Raw genomic sequence first — 15447 nt, 5'->3', positions numbered from 1 at the left:
CATGAGCAGTTCTGTAACTCGCCGTACTATTATTATTCACGGGATAGGCTGGCTGCTGTTGCTGGCCCCCCTTTTTTTCCTCACCTATGGTCAGGTAAACCAGTTTACCGCAGGCAGGAGTGATGTGGGCAGCCTGGTGTTTGACTGGGAGAAGCATATTCCCTTTATTCCGCTGACCATAATTCCCTATTGGAGCCTTGATATATTCTACGGGTTGTCGCTATTTATCTGTACAACACTCAGTGAACAGCGACGCTTGGTCTACCGGTTAGCATTAGCCCCTCTGGTGGCCTGTATCGGTTTTTTACTCTTTCCGCTGAAATTTTCCTTCACCAGACCGCCAATTTCTGGTGCTGCCGGTTGGTTATTCGAACAATTGGAGCAATTTGATTTACCCTATAATCAATCACCTTCGCTGCATATTATTTTTTGCTGGTTACTCTGGCGCCACTTCAGCCGCCACCTTGGCGGCCACGGGCACCGGATTTTTACCGCATGGTTTCTGCTTATCGCACTCTCCGTTGTGACGACTTGGCAGCACCATTTTATCGACGTTATCACTGGGTTGATCGTGGGTATGGTGATTGACTGGCTGGTACCAGAACAGGGGCAATGGCGTTGGCAACGCCCAGACAGCCGCCGCTGGAAATTAACCAGACGCTATTTGTTCGGTTCACTCATAGTCGTAGCAGCAAGTTTTTATCTGCCGTGGCTGTGGTGGCCAGCCATAGCGTTGATGATTGTCACGCTGGGATATGCCGGGTTTGGCGTCACCGTGTTGCAAAAAAATGAACAAGGAAAACTCACCCCTGCCACCTACTGGTTACTGATGCCCTGGCGGTTGGGGATGTTTATTTCTCTACGCTATTACACCCGCCGTTTGCCTGCGGTTAGCCCGCTCACGGATGCGGTGTTCCTGGGCTCTTACCCCCGTAGCCAGCCATTACAACGGGCAGTGTTGGATGTTACCAGTGAGTTTCCCCGATCGCGCAACATAACCGGAGTCGCCTATTATTGTGTACCGATGTTGGATTTGGTCAACCCGCAAGAGAGCCAACTCCGTGAGGCGGTTCTCATGCTGGAACAGTTGCAGCGTACACAAGGTAGCGTGCTTATCCATTGTGCATTAGGCTTGTCACGCAGTGCTTTAGTGGCAGCCGCCTGGCTACTCTATAAACAACCGTCACTCACGGTAATGGAAGCCATCGCCTATATTCGGCAGAAGCGGCCGCAGGTGGTCTTAAACGCTCAACATCTGGAGCTGTTAGAACAATGGCGAATGAACATCAGGAAATAACAGCAACCGAACAACTAACCACCGTGTTGCTTGAACGAACTCTGCTGAGCTGGCGTTTTTTGCTGTTGATGGTGGTACCACCATTACTATGGGTTATTTTTGCTGCATCACCCGGCTTGATGCGGGCAGGGGTGGCGTTGCTGAGTGGTGTATGTATTTATGGCTGCTGGCGCCTATGGTTGGATGTCGGTTATTTAACACAGTTCAACGAGGCGCAGAATCAACAAGCCGGGAAAGCGCTGGCATTGATTTGGCAACGGCAACGGTTAACCCAACTGACATTCCCGCAACGTCAACATGGTGCTTTATGCCAACTCAAGCGCACCATGTTAATCACGGCGTTATTGTGGGTTCTCTGGTTGTTCGCTTTGATTCTCTACTGAACGTTGGCTAAGCAGTGAACCCTGTAAGCATTGCTGGGTGAATCTATTAACCATAGGCAACTACAGGCAACTACAGGCCTTAAATAATCGGCTGTTGCCTAACGTTTCTCTGTGATAACAAAGATTAATTTTTATCCGGTGCTTTTATAAAAAATCTTCACCCGCTATTCTGTTAATCATTACTCATTTAGACAAGCCAAAGGTATTCCTATGTCTTTTCGTCTCACGACCCAAAAGGTGCTGTTTGCGAGTTCGCTGATTATGTCAGGTTATGTACTCACCGCCAACGCAGAAGATCCGGCAACCACAGTACAAACACCACCCTCTGTACCATCAGCAACGCTGCCAGCATCGACAGACGGAGCTCCCTCTGCACAAACAACAAACAACACTAAAGCAGCAGAGGCAGAACCCGCAGCCACCCCCACGTCAACAGGCCCAAGCCTAACTGAACAGCCTAAAATGTCGAATGAAAAAGAGACAGATGAAAAAGAGACAAAACAAGAGGTAAAAGAGAACCTGGCGACTTCAACTAACGTGAATGCGGCGACACCAGAAAGTACGACCACGCCAGAAAATATCACTACGCCGAAAAATATAACTTCACCAGAAAATATAACTACGCCACAACAAAAAGAGACAGTGGCTGTTCCAACCGAAACAACAGCAACAAAAACAACGACAGCGGAAACAACAGAAGACACCAAAACACCCGATGCAGCCCCTGCGGCAACACCATCATCCGCCTTTCCATCCATAACTGAACAACCAAAAGAGTCGGATAAAAAAGAGATACAACCGGGTGAAGCCGCTGCAACTGACGCAAGTTCAGCAACAGCAGAAAGTACATCCGTGTCTGAAAATATTGCGACAGCAGAAAAAAAAGAGGCTGCGACTACTACGCCAACAGGAGCAAAAGAATTTAAATTAGATAGCGAAGAGCAAAAACGTGCTTATGCCAGTGGTATCGCATTAGGGCACTATATTGAAGCGCAAATTGCTCAACAAAAAGAACTCCATATAACGCTTGATAAAAATATCATGTTAGCGGGTGTCGCTGATGCCTTCAACAAGCAGGATAAAATGAGCGAGAAAGAGGTACGCGACACGTTACTCATTCTTGACGAACAGATAAACGTCTTAACAGAAGATAAAAATAATAAAAGAATTGCTGCAGATAAAATCTGGATGGAGCAATTTGCACAGCGTGAAGGGGTCAAGAAAAACAAAGAAGGGTTGCTTTACTTGATAATCAATAAAGGGAGTGGTCCAGCACTGCAAAGTACCGATGTTGTTGAGTTAAGTTTTAAAGGTACCTTGATTGATGGCACTGTGGTTGATGGCCCTAAAGTTGATAACTCGTACCAAGTATTTAAAGTAGATAATATACCGCCACTGCTGCGTGATAGCGTGAAACTTATTCGTAAAGGGGGAGAGATTCAGGTCGCGATCCCACCTTCAGCGATAAAAGTTCCGGATGGATCTAAAAAACCTGAGTTTGTGGTTATCTACACTATTTCTGTTATTGATGTAAATAAACCGCAATAGCGATTTATCCCCCAGCAGTTATTCGAACTGCTGGGGTTAGCGAGTACCAGATTCTCTGCAATCCCTACGTTTTGATCTTCAAGTTAACGTAGCTCTTACTCAAATTGGGGCACGATCGATCTGCGACAAAGCTTGGTTAATGGCAAATATCTTTCCATTAACCAGAGGAATACCAAAATTGCGAAGCCGCTCGCTATGCATCGCCAGATAGGCCTCAGCACTGGAAATATTGGCGAACAAGTAGATGCCACCCGCTTCCTGGGTGGCCTGGTTTTCAGTCCAGATCTTCCAAATCAACCCCGGTTCTTCGGCAATAGAGTGGGCTAACCCCTCCATCGCTTGCGCCATTTCCTGCCCCCAAGGGCCATGGTAGGGAAAATCAACTTGCAGTATGTAGCTCATAAAAAACTCCTTTTTCATTGCATTATCAGTGAAGAATAATGCGTTCTGATAAACATCACTTGAGCTTAATCATAAAAAATCCGGTTTGCCTTTAAAGGCATAACCGGATTTATTCAGTTCACAACTTTATAGTAGAGATGCCCAACGTCTTCCTTTTCCTTTCTAGAAAAGTGACATGGCTAAAACTAGCGTATCCCCTGGAGATGGGGTTCGACACAGCAATCAATGGAAATTTTGTCGAGTTCGTAGCTCTCAACATCGTGGCAATGAATGAAAACTGTCGTTGTGACGTAATCATGCTAATTGGCGATAAGATACTTACCGATCAAATCATTTACACTTAAGACTAGTTATGCGAGAGTAGTCATATGTCATCTATTAGAATATTCATCTTAGGTTCCCTCGCTAAGCAAGGTCCGATGCACGGGCATGCTTTAGTTCGTCTTGCAGAAGACGAACATATCGAACAGTGGGCCGATTTCGCCGCAGGGGCGATCTATGGTGCGCTCAAACGTTTGGCGGCAGAAAAGCTGATCATCGAAGAGCGCGTGGAGAAAGTTGGTAACTATCCCGAAAGGCAGGTTTTTCGACTCAGTGAGTCTGGACGTAAGGCACTACGCGCCCTTGGGATCCAGGGGTTGAGCAAAGTGGTGCTCAAGCCTGATCCCTTCGATCTTGCGTTTGCCCGGTTTTATTCAGATCAGCTTGATGAGTTGCCAGCCATCATTCAAGAACGACTTCTGTTACTACGAGCCAGGCTTAACGCCCACGTCGCTAAGCTCGACAGAATTCGTGATGACATCAGTGTCGCCGAAGCTTGGATGGTTGATCACCATACGTTTCGACTTCGCGCTGAAATTGACTGGCATGAAGGTCTTTTGGCTGCTCTTCCCAACATTATTGAAGATGAACGGTCTCGAAGGAACAATACATTATGACCACCAGTTCCATCTCACTCATTGCGCCTAAACGTGCCTGGCAGGCGCTGGCAATCTTGCTTATTGGTATGTTCATGGCCCTGCTGGATACCACGATTGTCAATATTGCTCTGCCGAGCATCAAAATGAACCTGAATACATCAGACGCAGCATTGTCATGGATTATCTCCGGCTACGCTCTGGCTTACGGGTTAGCGTTGATCCCAGCAGGCCGTCTTGGTGATCGCTTCGGACATAAATGGGTTTTCTGTAGCGGGCTTGCTCTCTTCACTATCGCGAGCTTCGCTTGTGGTATTGCGCAAAACAGCGGTCAACTGATTGTAGCCAGAATTATTCAGGGTCTTGCGGGGGGGATATTTTTTCCTGCTGTCATTGCATTCATTCAATTACTGTTTACAGGTTATAAACGTGGCAAAGCCTTCGCAATTATGGGGGCAGTCATGGGCGTATCAACCGCACTCGGGCCCCTTGTCGGTGGTATTCTGATTCAAGTCTTCGGCGAAGCTGATGGTTGGCGCCTGGTTTTCTGGGTTAATTTGCCATTAGGTGCCGCCGCATTGTTCGGGGCCGTGATGTTGCTGCCTACAAGTGTAGAACGCAGCAGAACATCAGGCAGTATTGACGGGGTGGGGCTTTTACTTATCACGGTAAGCCTGGTAGCCATTCTGGTTCCTCTCATTGAAGGGCAAGACAAACCCTGGCCAGTTTGGTCCTATCTATCACTGTTCGGCGGCGTCATCCTTCTCGTGATGTTTGCATTTTGGGAGCTCAGGGTTGAGCGGAAAAATGGCGATCCACTCGTTCCACCCCATTTGTTCACACGTCGCTCCTTCACTGGAGGAACTATTTTAGCGCTGGTTTATTTCGCTGCATTCACCAGTATCTTCTTTACGCTATCCATCTTTTGGCAATCAGGGCTTGGTCATAGTGCTCTAGCAGCCGGTTTTATTTCATTACCCTTTGCTATTGGAGACATTTTGGGTGCCTCATACAGCCACAAGCTAGCAGAGCGTTATGGACGAACCTCGCTCTTCATGGGCACCGGCCTGCTCGCCATCGGGCTAACCATACTCTGGTTGCTGCTAACAACAATTCCAGCAACAGAACTAACAATATGGACCATTGCTACCCCTTTATTTGTAGCTGGTATTGGTTGTGGTCTGTTTATTGCGGCAAATTCCCAATTTATTGTTGCCACTGTTGAGCGCAGCGAAGCGGGTGCGGCGGCGGCTGTTATCGGTACGGTACAACGACTCGGCAGCGCGACTGGAATTGCCGTCGTGGGAAGTGTCTTTTTTGGAACGTTATCGATATCCCCATTAACCACGGAACAAATCAGTGAGATAAAGCAACGATATGCAGGTCAGGGAGCCGACGCTATTCAAGCTGCTATCGCAACCTCAACCCAAAACGACATAGCTCTCGGTTTTGGCAACAGTGCGGCAATGGCTATCTCAGTAGGAGCCGTGCTCGCACTGATTGCCTTCTTCCTAGTGTTCACATTACCCAATAAAGTTGATCTCAGTGTAAACACTTAAGGTTACTTTTTTACTTTTATGACGGAGTTTTATAATGCCTATATCTCGTACTCTAACGTACTGGTTCTGCTCCCTGATATTGGCAGTTCTTGCTATACCGGCTATAGCACAACTACCCCCAGTGCAAGCGACACAAGCCCCTGGATTTTATCATATGGCTATTGGTGATTTTACCGTGACAGCTATTTATGACGGGCAATCCCACTTGAGTCCCGAATTATTATCCGGTGCCAGTCAGAAAGATATAAAGGCACTACTGGAGAGTAACTTTACCACCAATACTGCAATTAACAGTTTTCTGGTTCGTACCAATAAAAATTTGATACTGATAGATACAGGGGCTGGTGCTTGCTTGAGCGCTAACCTGGGTAAGCTTAGAGCCAACATTCGTGCAGCGGGCTATAAACTCAACCAAATCGATACCATACTATTAACCCATCTGCACCCCGACCATGTTTGCGGTTTGATTGATGCAGATGGAAAACCAGTATTTGAGAACGCTCAAGTCTATGTTAACAAGATTGAGGCTGATTTTTGGCTTGATCCTAAACAAGCGGCTAGCGCACATAAGTCAGAACAGGGGGCATTTACTTTAGCAGTCAAGTCTCTGGCACCTTACCAAGCACAAAAACGCCTACATTTATTTATGGTTGGTGACAATAGTCTCCCACTTGGCATTAAGGCTGAGCTGACACCTGGACATACCCTTGGGCATACCTCTTATTTAGTGGAATCGGCGGGGGAAAGTCTATTAGTGTGGGGGGATATTGTTAACAGCTATGCCGTCCAATTGGCACGACCTGACGTTGCTATCGTATTTGACCACGACAGCATGCTAGCAAATACGACGCGCAAGAAAGTGCTAGTTGATGCAGTCAATGATAAACGCTGGATTGCTGGTGCTCATTTACCTTTCCCAGGTATAGGACATGTGAGCAAAGCAGACCATGGGTACCGTTGGTTACCTGTAGAATATGCCCCGCTTGAAACACAAAAAAATAAAAAACCTTAAAGACAGCAAAAGTGAAACGATGTTTGTTTCTGACAGTGAACTACGTTGACTTGACCATAAAAAAATCCGGTTTGCCTTTAAGGGCATAACCGGATTTATTCAGTTCACAACTTTATAGTCATCCTGCAACTGAAATGATTACTCAACAGTAACCGATTTCGCCAGGTTGCGCGGCTGATCCACATCTGTACCTTTAATCAATGCCACATGATAGGACAACAGTTGTAGCGGAACCGTGTAGAAGATTGGCGCGACAATTTCTTCAACATGAGGCAATGGGATAATGGTCATGCCTTCACTACTGACAAAACCCGCATCCTGATCGGCGAACACATAAAGCTGACCGCCACGCGCACGAACCTCTTCAATGTTGGATTTGAGTTTTTCCAGCAATTCATTGTTTGGCGCCACCACAATCACAGGCATATCTGCATCGATCAACGCTAATGGACCGTGCTTCAGTTCACCTGCAGCATAGGCTTCCGCATGAATATAGGAGATCTCTTTCAGCTTAAGCGCACCCTCCATGGCGATCGGGTATTGATCACCACGGCCTAAAAACAGGGCGTGATTCTTGTCAGAGAAACCTTCTGCCAATGCCTCAATATTTTTATCCAGCGACAGCATCTGTTCTATACGCGCAGGCAGCGCTTGCAAACCATGCACAATCTCATGCTCTACGCTCTCTGGCATCCCCTTCAGATGGCCAATACGCGCCACCAGCATCAACAACACCGCAAGCTGGGTGGTAAAGGCTTTGGTGGACGCCACACCGATTTCAACGCCTGCTTTCGTCATCAGCGCCAGATCGGATTCACGAACCAGAGAAGAACCTGCCACATTACACACCGCCAAAGAACCCAGATATCCTAGTTCTTTAGACAGGCGTAGAGCCGCCAATGTATCGGCGGTTTCACCGGATTGGGACAGGGTGATCAGTAAGCTACCTGGGCGCACCGCAGATTTGCGGTAGCGGAATTCGGAGGCGATCTCTACATCGCAAGAGACACCGGCCAGCGACTCGAACCAATAACGCGCTACCATACCCGAATGATAAGAGGTGCCACAGGCAATAATCTGTACATGCTGTACTTTTGCCAGCAATTCATCACTCTTTGGCCCTAATTCACTCAGATTGATCTGCCCATGGCTAAAACGCCCTTCCAGGGTGTTTTTCAATGCCATTGGCTGCTCAAAAATCTCTTTCTGCATGTAGTGACGATATATGCCTTTGTCACCGGCATCGTATTGCACCTGAGATTCAATCTCCTGGCGCTTAATTTCATCACCTTGTTTATCAAAAATAGTGACAGTACGACGAGTCACAGCCACTACATCTCCCTCTTCCAGGAAGATAAAACGGCGGGTTACCGGTAGCAATGCCAGTTGGTCGGAAGCAATAAAATTCTCGCCAACACCAAGGCCAATGACCAATGGGCTACCAGAACGGGCAGCAATCAACTCGCTGGGGTCACGGCTATCCATCACCACCATGCCATAAGCACCACGCAACTGTGGGATCACCCGCTGAACCACTTCACGTAGTGTCCCACCCAGTTTCTGCTCCCAATGAACCAAGTGAGTAATCACTTCAGTATCGGTTTCAGAGCTGAAATGGTAACCACGCTCAATCAATAATTCACGCAACGGTTCGTGGTTTTCAATAATGCCGTTATGCACTACGGTGATGTAATCTGATACATGAGGATGCGCATTCGCTTCTGATGGTTCACCGTGGGTAGCCCAACGGGTGTGAGCAATACCGGTTCCCCCATGCAGAGGATGTTGTTTTGCTGCTTCCGCCAGTTTTTGTACTTTGCCGACACGACGCAAACGGCTGACATGACCTTCACTATCCACTACCGCCAAGCCAGCAGAGTCATATCCACGGTATTCCAAACGACGTAAACCTTCTAACAGAATTTCTGCTATATCGCGCTGCGCTACTGCACCTACAATTCCACACATATTTTGTATTCCTGATTAAGTGCCTTTCAGGGCACTTGCGATGCCTTGACCTGATTTTGCCGGTTTTTTACCGTGCGCCCCGAGCCTGTAGATGGTGGGGTTATTATGTTTTGTACTGACCTCTATACCGGTCATTCTTCAAATTGCTTGGGTGTTGGCTGTGTTCTATCACCCCAGTCACATAGTTAGCTATGCTCTTGGGGATTCCATCACTTGCCGCCTACAAGCAAATCGAATTATCTTGGGTATATAGAAGAGCCCAATACAAAACACACTGGTTAATCGGTACTGATTTATCCACTCAGTCACACTCGCCTGAATGCTAACAATATAAGGTTGGCATTCAGGCGCGAGGTAGCCAGAAAAATAACGGTAAATTACTTTTTCTTCACCGGGCGTTGCCACCCTTGAATATGCACCTGTTTGACACGGCTGAGGACCAGTTCATCATCGGCGATATCATCGGTAACCGTAGTACCTGCAGCAATAGTGGCTCTTTTACCCACACAAACCGGCGCAACCAGTTGAGTATCCGACCCGACAAAAACACCATCACCAATGATAGTTTTATGCTTGTTAGCCCCGTCGTAATTACAGGTAATCGTTCCGGCGCCAATATTCACATCATCACCGATTTCGGCATCACCCAAATAGCTCAAATGACCCGCTTTAGAACCTTTACCCAAGCGTGCTTTTTTTATTTCCACAAAGTTGCCAACATGAGCACCTTCAGCCAATTGTGCACCTGGGCGCAGTCGAGCAAATGGGCCAACCGTGCAAGCCGCTTTAAGCTCAGCATCTTCCAACACACTGTAAGGGCTGATTTCACAATCATCATCGATAACACAGTTTTTCAGCACACAACCACTACCAATTTTTACCCGATTACCCAGTTTGACCTTACCTTCAATAATCACATTGGTATCAATGGTAATATCACGGCCATGCTCCAACTCACCACGCAGATCAAAACGCGCGGGATCCAACAGCATTACACCCGCCAGCAACAGTTTTTCCGCTTGCTCAGCTTGATAGACACGTTCCAATTGTGACAATTGCAAACGGTTATTCACCCCTTCTACTTCACTCAGGCGGGCTGGGTGCACCGCTTCAATTTTGTTGCCCTCTGCATGCGCCAAAGCGATGATATCGGTGATATAGAACTCACCCTGAGCATTGTTGTTATTCAACATACCCAACCAGCGCTTAAGATCACCACCGCTAGCCACCAGAATCCCGGTGTTAATTTCATTAATCTGACGTTGTTGTTCGCTGGCATCTTTATGTTCAACAATGCCAACAACTTCATCATTTTCACGCATGATACGGCCATATCCGCTAGGATCCTCGAGCTTCACGGTCAGCAAGCCAATCCCCCCTTGAGGTTTGGCTGCCAACAGGCGCGTCAAAGTTTCCACTGCAATCAGCGGTACATCGCCATACAACATCAACACATCTTCATCATCAGCAAAATGCGGTGCCGCTTGCTGCATGGCATGGCCAGTTCCTAACTGTTCTGCTTGTAACACCCAATTTAGTGCATCGTTTTTTAAGGTGCTTTTCAGCAATTCACCACCGTGGCCATAAACCAGATGGACGTTTTTTGCGCCCAACTTCATGGCAGCATCAATAACATGCTGCACCATAGGTTTACCCGCCAATGGATGTAATACTTTGGGAAGGTCAGAATACATGCGTGTTCCTTTGCCTGCGGCAAGGATAACCACGCTCATTGCGCTGTTAGACATAAGTAACCTGATAACTCCATTTCGATGGACAAAAGTAAAACCGTTTACTGGCGGAATTACTACATATTTCTCTACAAAAATCTGAACGCTGTCAGAAGGCCTCTGACCTGACGCTAATTAAACCAAACCTATTTTACAACGAAAAAACTGTCGGCGATCAGAGACGTTTTTATTCCTCTGTAAGTAGCGATAGATAGCAATATCAGCCTGATTGAACCGCTTATTTTAATACAAAAAAAAAGCGACCATAAAGGCCGCTTTTCTGATTTCTGGATGTGGTGTACACCATTACATCGCTTTTCTGGTGAGCTCGATAACACGCAATTTTGCAATCGCTTTCGCCAGTTCAGCGGAGGCCTGAGCATAGTCGACATCACCATGAGAAGTACGGATGTGCTCTTCAGCTCTACGCTTAGCTTCCAGCGCTCTCGCTTCGTCAAGATCCGATCCACGGATGGCTGTGTCTACCAGCACGGTGACCATACTTGGCTGTACCTCAAGGATACCGCCAGATAAGTAGATAAACTCTTCTTCACCAAACTGTTTAACAATACGCACCATACCAGGCTTGATGGCAGTCAGCAGCGGCGCATGACCAGGGTAAATCCCCAGCTCACCTTCGCTACCAGTCACCTGGATTTTCTGTACCAGCCCGGAAAACATCTCTCTTTCCGCACTGACCACATCCAGATGGTAAGTCATAGCCATATCAACCTCCTCTCAAGGCATTACAGTTTCTTGGCTTTTTCCACTGCTTCTTCAATGGTGCCAACCATGTAGAACGCCTGCTCCGGCAGGTGGTCGTAGTCACCAGCCATAATGCCTTTGAAACCACGAATGGTATCTTTCAGCGATACGAACTTGCCCGGTGAACCGGTGAAGACTTCTGCCACGAAGAACGGCTGAGAAAGGAAACGTTGGATTTTACGCGCACGGGATACCACCAGCTTGTCATCTTCTGACAGCTCGTCCATCCCCAGAATGGCGATAATATCTTTCAGTTCCTGATAGCGTTGCAATATAGACTGCACGCCACGCGCAACATCGTAATGCTCTTGGCCTACTACCAAAGGATCAAGCTGACGGCTGGTAGAATCCAGCGGATCAACAGCCGGGTAGATACCCAGAGAAGCAATGTTACGGCTCAGTACCACAGTCGCATCCAAGTGAGCAAACGTGGTGGCTGGTGATGGGTCAGTCAAGTCATCCGCAGGAACGTAAACCGCCTGTACGGAAGTGATAGAACCGGTCTTGGTAGAGGTGATACGTTCTTGCAGAACACCCATCTCTTCCGCCAGTGTTGGCTGATAACCTACCGCCGATGGCATACGGCCCAGAAGTGCAGACACTTCGGTACCGGCCAGGGTATAACGATAAATGTTATCGACGAACAGCAGTACGTCACGGCCTTCATCACGGAACTTCTCCGCCATGGTCAACCCGGTCAGCGCAACACGCAGACGGTTACCCGGTGGCTCGTTCATCTGGCCGTAAACCAGAGAAACTTTATCCAATACGTTGGAGTCGGTCATTTCGTGGTAGAAGTCGTTACCCTCACGAGTACGTTCACCCACGCCCGCAAACACCGAATAACCAGAGTGTTCGATGGCGATGTTACGAATCAGCTCCATCATGTTTACGGTTTTACCCACACCCGCACCACCGAACAGACCTACTTTCCCGCCTTTAGCGAATGGGCAGATCAGGTCCATAACCTTGATACCGGTTTCCAGCAGTTCCTGCGAGTTGGACAGCTCTTCGTAGCTAGGTGCCGGGCGATGGATAGCCCAACGCTCTTCTTCACCAATGTCACCCTTCATATCGATAGGCTGACCTAACACGTTCATGATACGGCCCAAGGTAGCTTTACCTACCGGGACTTCAATCGGGTGTTGCAGGTCAGTGACCTGAAGGCCACGGCGTAAACCATCAGAGGTTCCCATGGCGATACAACGGACGACACCACCACCCAATTGTTGTTGAACTTCCAGCACCAGTTTCTCGGTACCGTTTTCAACCTCAAGAGCATCGTACACTTTTGGTACGGCATCCTGAGGGAATTCGACGTCCACTACGGCGCCGATTACCTGGATAATCTTTCCAGTAGCCATCTTGAATCCTCTACGTAATTCGTAAACCTGGTTAAACCGCGGAGGCTCCCGAAACGATTTCGGTGAGTTCCTGAGTGATGCTGGCCTGACGCGCCTTGTTGTATACCAACTGCAGCTCTTTGATCAGGCTACCGCCGTTATCCGTTGCGGCTTTCATTGCAACCATTCGGGCGGCCTGCTCACTGGCCAGGTTTTCCACGACACCCTGATAAACCTGTGATTCCACATAGCGGCGCAGCAACGTATCAAGCAGCACCTTAGGATCGGGTTCATACAGGTAATCCCAGGATTTCCGCTTCAACTCATCGTCTTCGCAAGGCGGTAACGGGAGTAGTTGAACAATTTGAGGTTCCTGAGACATCGTATTAACAAATTTGTTGCTGACAATGTATAGCTTGTCTAAACGACCTTCGTCGTAGGCTTGCAGCATCACTTTCACTGGACCGATCAAATCTGACAATGTCGGGTTATCCCCCATGCCAGTGACCTGGGCAACCACCTTACCGCCCACAGAACCGAAGAAAGAAGTGGCTTTGGAGCCAACTAACGCCAAATCAGCTTCGACGCCTTTTTCAGACCAGCCTTTCATTTCTGTCAGCAGCTTCTTGAACAGGTTAATATTCAAGCCGCCGCACAAACCACGGTCAGTTGACACCACCAGATACCCTACGCGCTTAACATCACGCTCATCCAGGTACGGGTGTTTATATTCCAGATTCCCTAACGCCAGGTGACCAATCACCGCACGCATGGTCTCTGCATAAGGACGGCTGGCCGCCATGCGATCCTGCGATTTACGCATTTTGGAGGCGGCGACCATCTCCATCGCTTTGGTGATCTTCTGCGTGTTTTGCACGCTGCCGATCTTACTACGTATCTCTTTTGCGCCGGCCATCTCTGATTCTCCTCATTGCCAGCAACCTGCCATCATTCAACGACAGGTTGCTACGCGTTACCAGGACTGGGTTGCCTTAAAGGTATCGAGGATGCCTTTCAGCTTTCCTTCGATTTCGTCGTTATAAGCACCAGTTTGGTTGATGTGGTTCAGTAGTTCGGCATGCTCACGATCAGCATAAGCAACCAGAGCCTCTTCGAAGCTCACAACTTTCGCGACTTCAACATCGTTCAGGTAGCCACGCTCGGCAGCAAACAACACCAGAGACTGCTGGGCAACAGACATTGGCGCATACTGTTTCTGCTTCAGCAACTCAGTAACTTTCTGACCATGGCTAAGTTGTTTGCGTGTTGCGTCGTCCAGATCGGAAGCAAACTGAGAGAACGCAGCCAGTTCACGATACTGTGCCAGTGCGGTACGGATACCACCGGACAGTTTTTTAATGATCTTGGTCTGTGCTGCACCACCCACACGGGATACTGAGATCCCCGGGTTAACTGCCGGACGAATACCGGAGTTAAACAGGTTGGATTCCAGGAAGATCTGACCATCGGTAATCGAAATTACGTTAGTCGGAACGAATGCAGAAACGTCACCCGCCTGAGTTTCAATAATAGGCAGCGCAGTCAGTGAACCGGTTTTCCCTTTAACTTCACCTTTGGTGAAAGCTTCAACGTATTCCGCATTAACACGAGCTGCACGCTCCAACAAACGGGAGTGGAGGTAGAAAACATCACCAGGGTATGCTTCACGACCAGGTGGACGACGAAGCAACAAGGAAATCTGGCGGTAAGCAACAGCTTGTTTAGACAAATCATCATAAACAATCAGTGCATCTTCACCACGGTCACGGAAATACTCACCCATTGCACAACCGGCATACGGTGCCAAATATTGCAATGCGGCTGATTCAGATGCCGTAGCAACCACCACAATGGTGTTAGCCAGTGCACCGTGCTCTTCCAGTTTGCGTACCACGTTAGAAATGGTAGATGCTTTCTGACCAATCGCCACGTAAACACATTTGATACCAGAATCGCGCTGGTTGATGATGGCATCAATAGCCAGTGCAGTTTTACCGGTTTGACGGTCACCGATCACCAACTCACGCTGACCGCGACCAATTGGAATCATGGCATCGACTGATTTATAACCAGTCTGTACCGGCTGATCAACCGACTGACGTTCGATAACGCCAGGGGCAATGGTTTCAACGGGAGAGAAGCCATCATTATCAACCGGGCCTTTACCATCAATAGGTTCGCCCAGGGTGTTAACTACACGCCCTAGCAAACCACGACCTACTGGCACTTCCAGGATACGACCGGTACATTTTACTTTCATGCCTTCGGCCAGATCCGTGTATGGCCCCATAACCACCGCACCCACAGAGTCGCGCTCCAGGTTCAATGCAATGGCATAACGGTTACCCGGCAGTGCGATCATTTCGCCCTGCATAACTTCGGCCAAACCGTGTACACGGATGATCCCGTCACTGACGGAAACGATAGTACCTTCATTGTGAGCTTCGCTCACTACATTAAACTGAGCAATGCGCTGCTTGATCAGTTCGCTGATTTCGGTGGAATTCAGTTGCATGCTCCAGT

Annotated in this window: 13 protein-coding genes; 6 read left to right on the top strand and 7 right to left on the bottom strand. The window is 48.2% G+C overall.

The features are described 5' to 3' along the window. Window position 1 precedes the first annotated feature (1 nt). From AC2A06_RS08655 to AC2A06_RS08645, 3 genes are all read left to right on the top strand, one after another. Window positions 2-1297, top strand: coding sequence for a phosphatase PAP2/dual specificity phosphatase family protein (locus AC2A06_RS08655; RefSeq protein ID WP_484380018.1), 1296 nt, complete (start codon window positions 2-4; stop codon window positions 1295-1297). After that, window positions 1273-1680, top strand: coding sequence for a hypothetical protein (locus AC2A06_RS08650; RefSeq protein ID WP_484380017.1), 408 nt, complete (start codon window positions 1273-1275; stop codon window positions 1678-1680). Before AC2A06_RS08655 ends, AC2A06_RS08650 begins: the two co-directional genes overlap by 25 nt. 210 nt (window positions 1681-1890) lie before the next feature. Continuing rightward, window positions 1891-3228: an FKBP-type peptidyl-prolyl cis-trans isomerase N-terminal domain-containing protein gene (locus AC2A06_RS08645; RefSeq protein WP_484380016.1), complete on the top strand. Its 1338-nt coding sequence runs from the start codon at window positions 1891-1893 to the stop codon at window positions 3226-3228. A 99-nt stretch (window positions 3229-3327) separates the two neighbouring features. Here AC2A06_RS08645 and AC2A06_RS08640 read toward each other — a convergent pair whose 3' ends face one another. Continuing rightward, the gene (locus AC2A06_RS08640; protein ID WP_484380015.1) at window positions 3328-3630 is read right to left on the bottom strand and encodes a monooxygenase; all 303 of its coding nucleotides are present in this window, start codon (window positions 3628-3630) and stop codon (window positions 3328-3330) included. Between the two features lie 368 nt (window positions 3631-3998). On the opposite strand from AC2A06_RS08640, the gene AC2A06_RS08635 reads away from it, so the two are divergent. From AC2A06_RS08635 to AC2A06_RS08625, 3 genes are all read left to right on the top strand, one after another. After that, entirely contained in the window at window positions 3999-4568 is a 570-nt protein-coding gene (locus AC2A06_RS08635; RefSeq protein WP_484380014.1) for a PadR family transcriptional regulator, read from the top strand. After that, window positions 4565-6106 (top strand): MFS transporter, encoded by a 1542-nt coding sequence (locus AC2A06_RS08630; RefSeq protein ID WP_484380013.1) that lies wholly within the window; start codon window positions 4565-4567, stop codon window positions 6104-6106. The genes AC2A06_RS08635 and AC2A06_RS08630 overlap by 4 nt, the downstream gene beginning before the upstream one ends. Before the next feature lie 154 nt (window positions 6107-6260). Then, the gene (locus AC2A06_RS08625; protein ID WP_484380012.1) at window positions 6261-7118 is read left to right on the top strand and encodes an MBL fold metallo-hydrolase; all 858 of its coding nucleotides are present in this window, start codon (window positions 6261-6263) and stop codon (window positions 7116-7118) included. A gap of 138 nt (window positions 7119-7256) precedes the next feature. Here AC2A06_RS08625 and glmS read toward each other — a convergent pair whose 3' ends face one another. The 6 genes from glmS to atpA all read right to left on the bottom strand — a co-directional run bounded on the left by glmS (window position 7257) and on the right by atpA (window position 15439). After that, window positions 7257-9086: a glutamine--fructose-6-phosphate transaminase (isomerizing) gene (glmS, locus tag AC2A06_RS08620; protein ID WP_484380011.1), complete on the bottom strand. Its 1830-nt coding sequence runs from the start codon at window positions 9084-9086 to the stop codon at window positions 7257-7259. A gap of 377 nt (window positions 9087-9463) precedes the next feature. Beyond that, complete coding sequence (glmU, locus tag AC2A06_RS08615; protein WP_484380010.1) at window positions 9464-10834, bottom strand: bifunctional UDP-N-acetylglucosamine diphosphorylase/glucosamine-1-phosphate N-acetyltransferase GlmU; 1371 nt, start codon at window positions 10832-10834, stop codon at window positions 9464-9466. Window positions 10835-11122: 288 nt separating this feature from the next. Then, entirely contained in the window at window positions 11123-11542 is a 420-nt protein-coding gene (locus AC2A06_RS08610; RefSeq protein WP_023488961.1) for a F0F1 ATP synthase subunit epsilon, read from the bottom strand. A gap of 20 nt (window positions 11543-11562) precedes the next feature. Continuing rightward, on the bottom strand, window positions 11563-12945 hold the full coding sequence (gene atpD, locus AC2A06_RS08605; RefSeq protein WP_023488960.1) for a F0F1 ATP synthase subunit beta: 1383 nt from the start codon (window positions 12943-12945) through the stop codon (window positions 11563-11565). A 31-nt stretch (window positions 12946-12976) separates the two neighbouring features. Continuing rightward, window positions 12977-13840 (bottom strand): F0F1 ATP synthase subunit gamma, encoded by an 864-nt coding sequence (gene atpG / locus AC2A06_RS08600; protein ID WP_023488959.1) that lies wholly within the window; start codon window positions 13838-13840, stop codon window positions 12977-12979. A 57-nt stretch (window positions 13841-13897) separates the two neighbouring features. After that, entirely contained in the window at window positions 13898-15439 is a 1542-nt protein-coding gene (atpA, locus tag AC2A06_RS08595) for a F0F1 ATP synthase subunit alpha (protein WP_023488958.1), read from the bottom strand. Window positions 15440-15447 lie beyond the last annotated feature (8 nt).

It is taken from the genome of Serratia sp. HNCC26DJ244, assembly GCF_057180565.1.
This window is presented reverse-complemented; position numbering and strand designations above follow the sequence as displayed.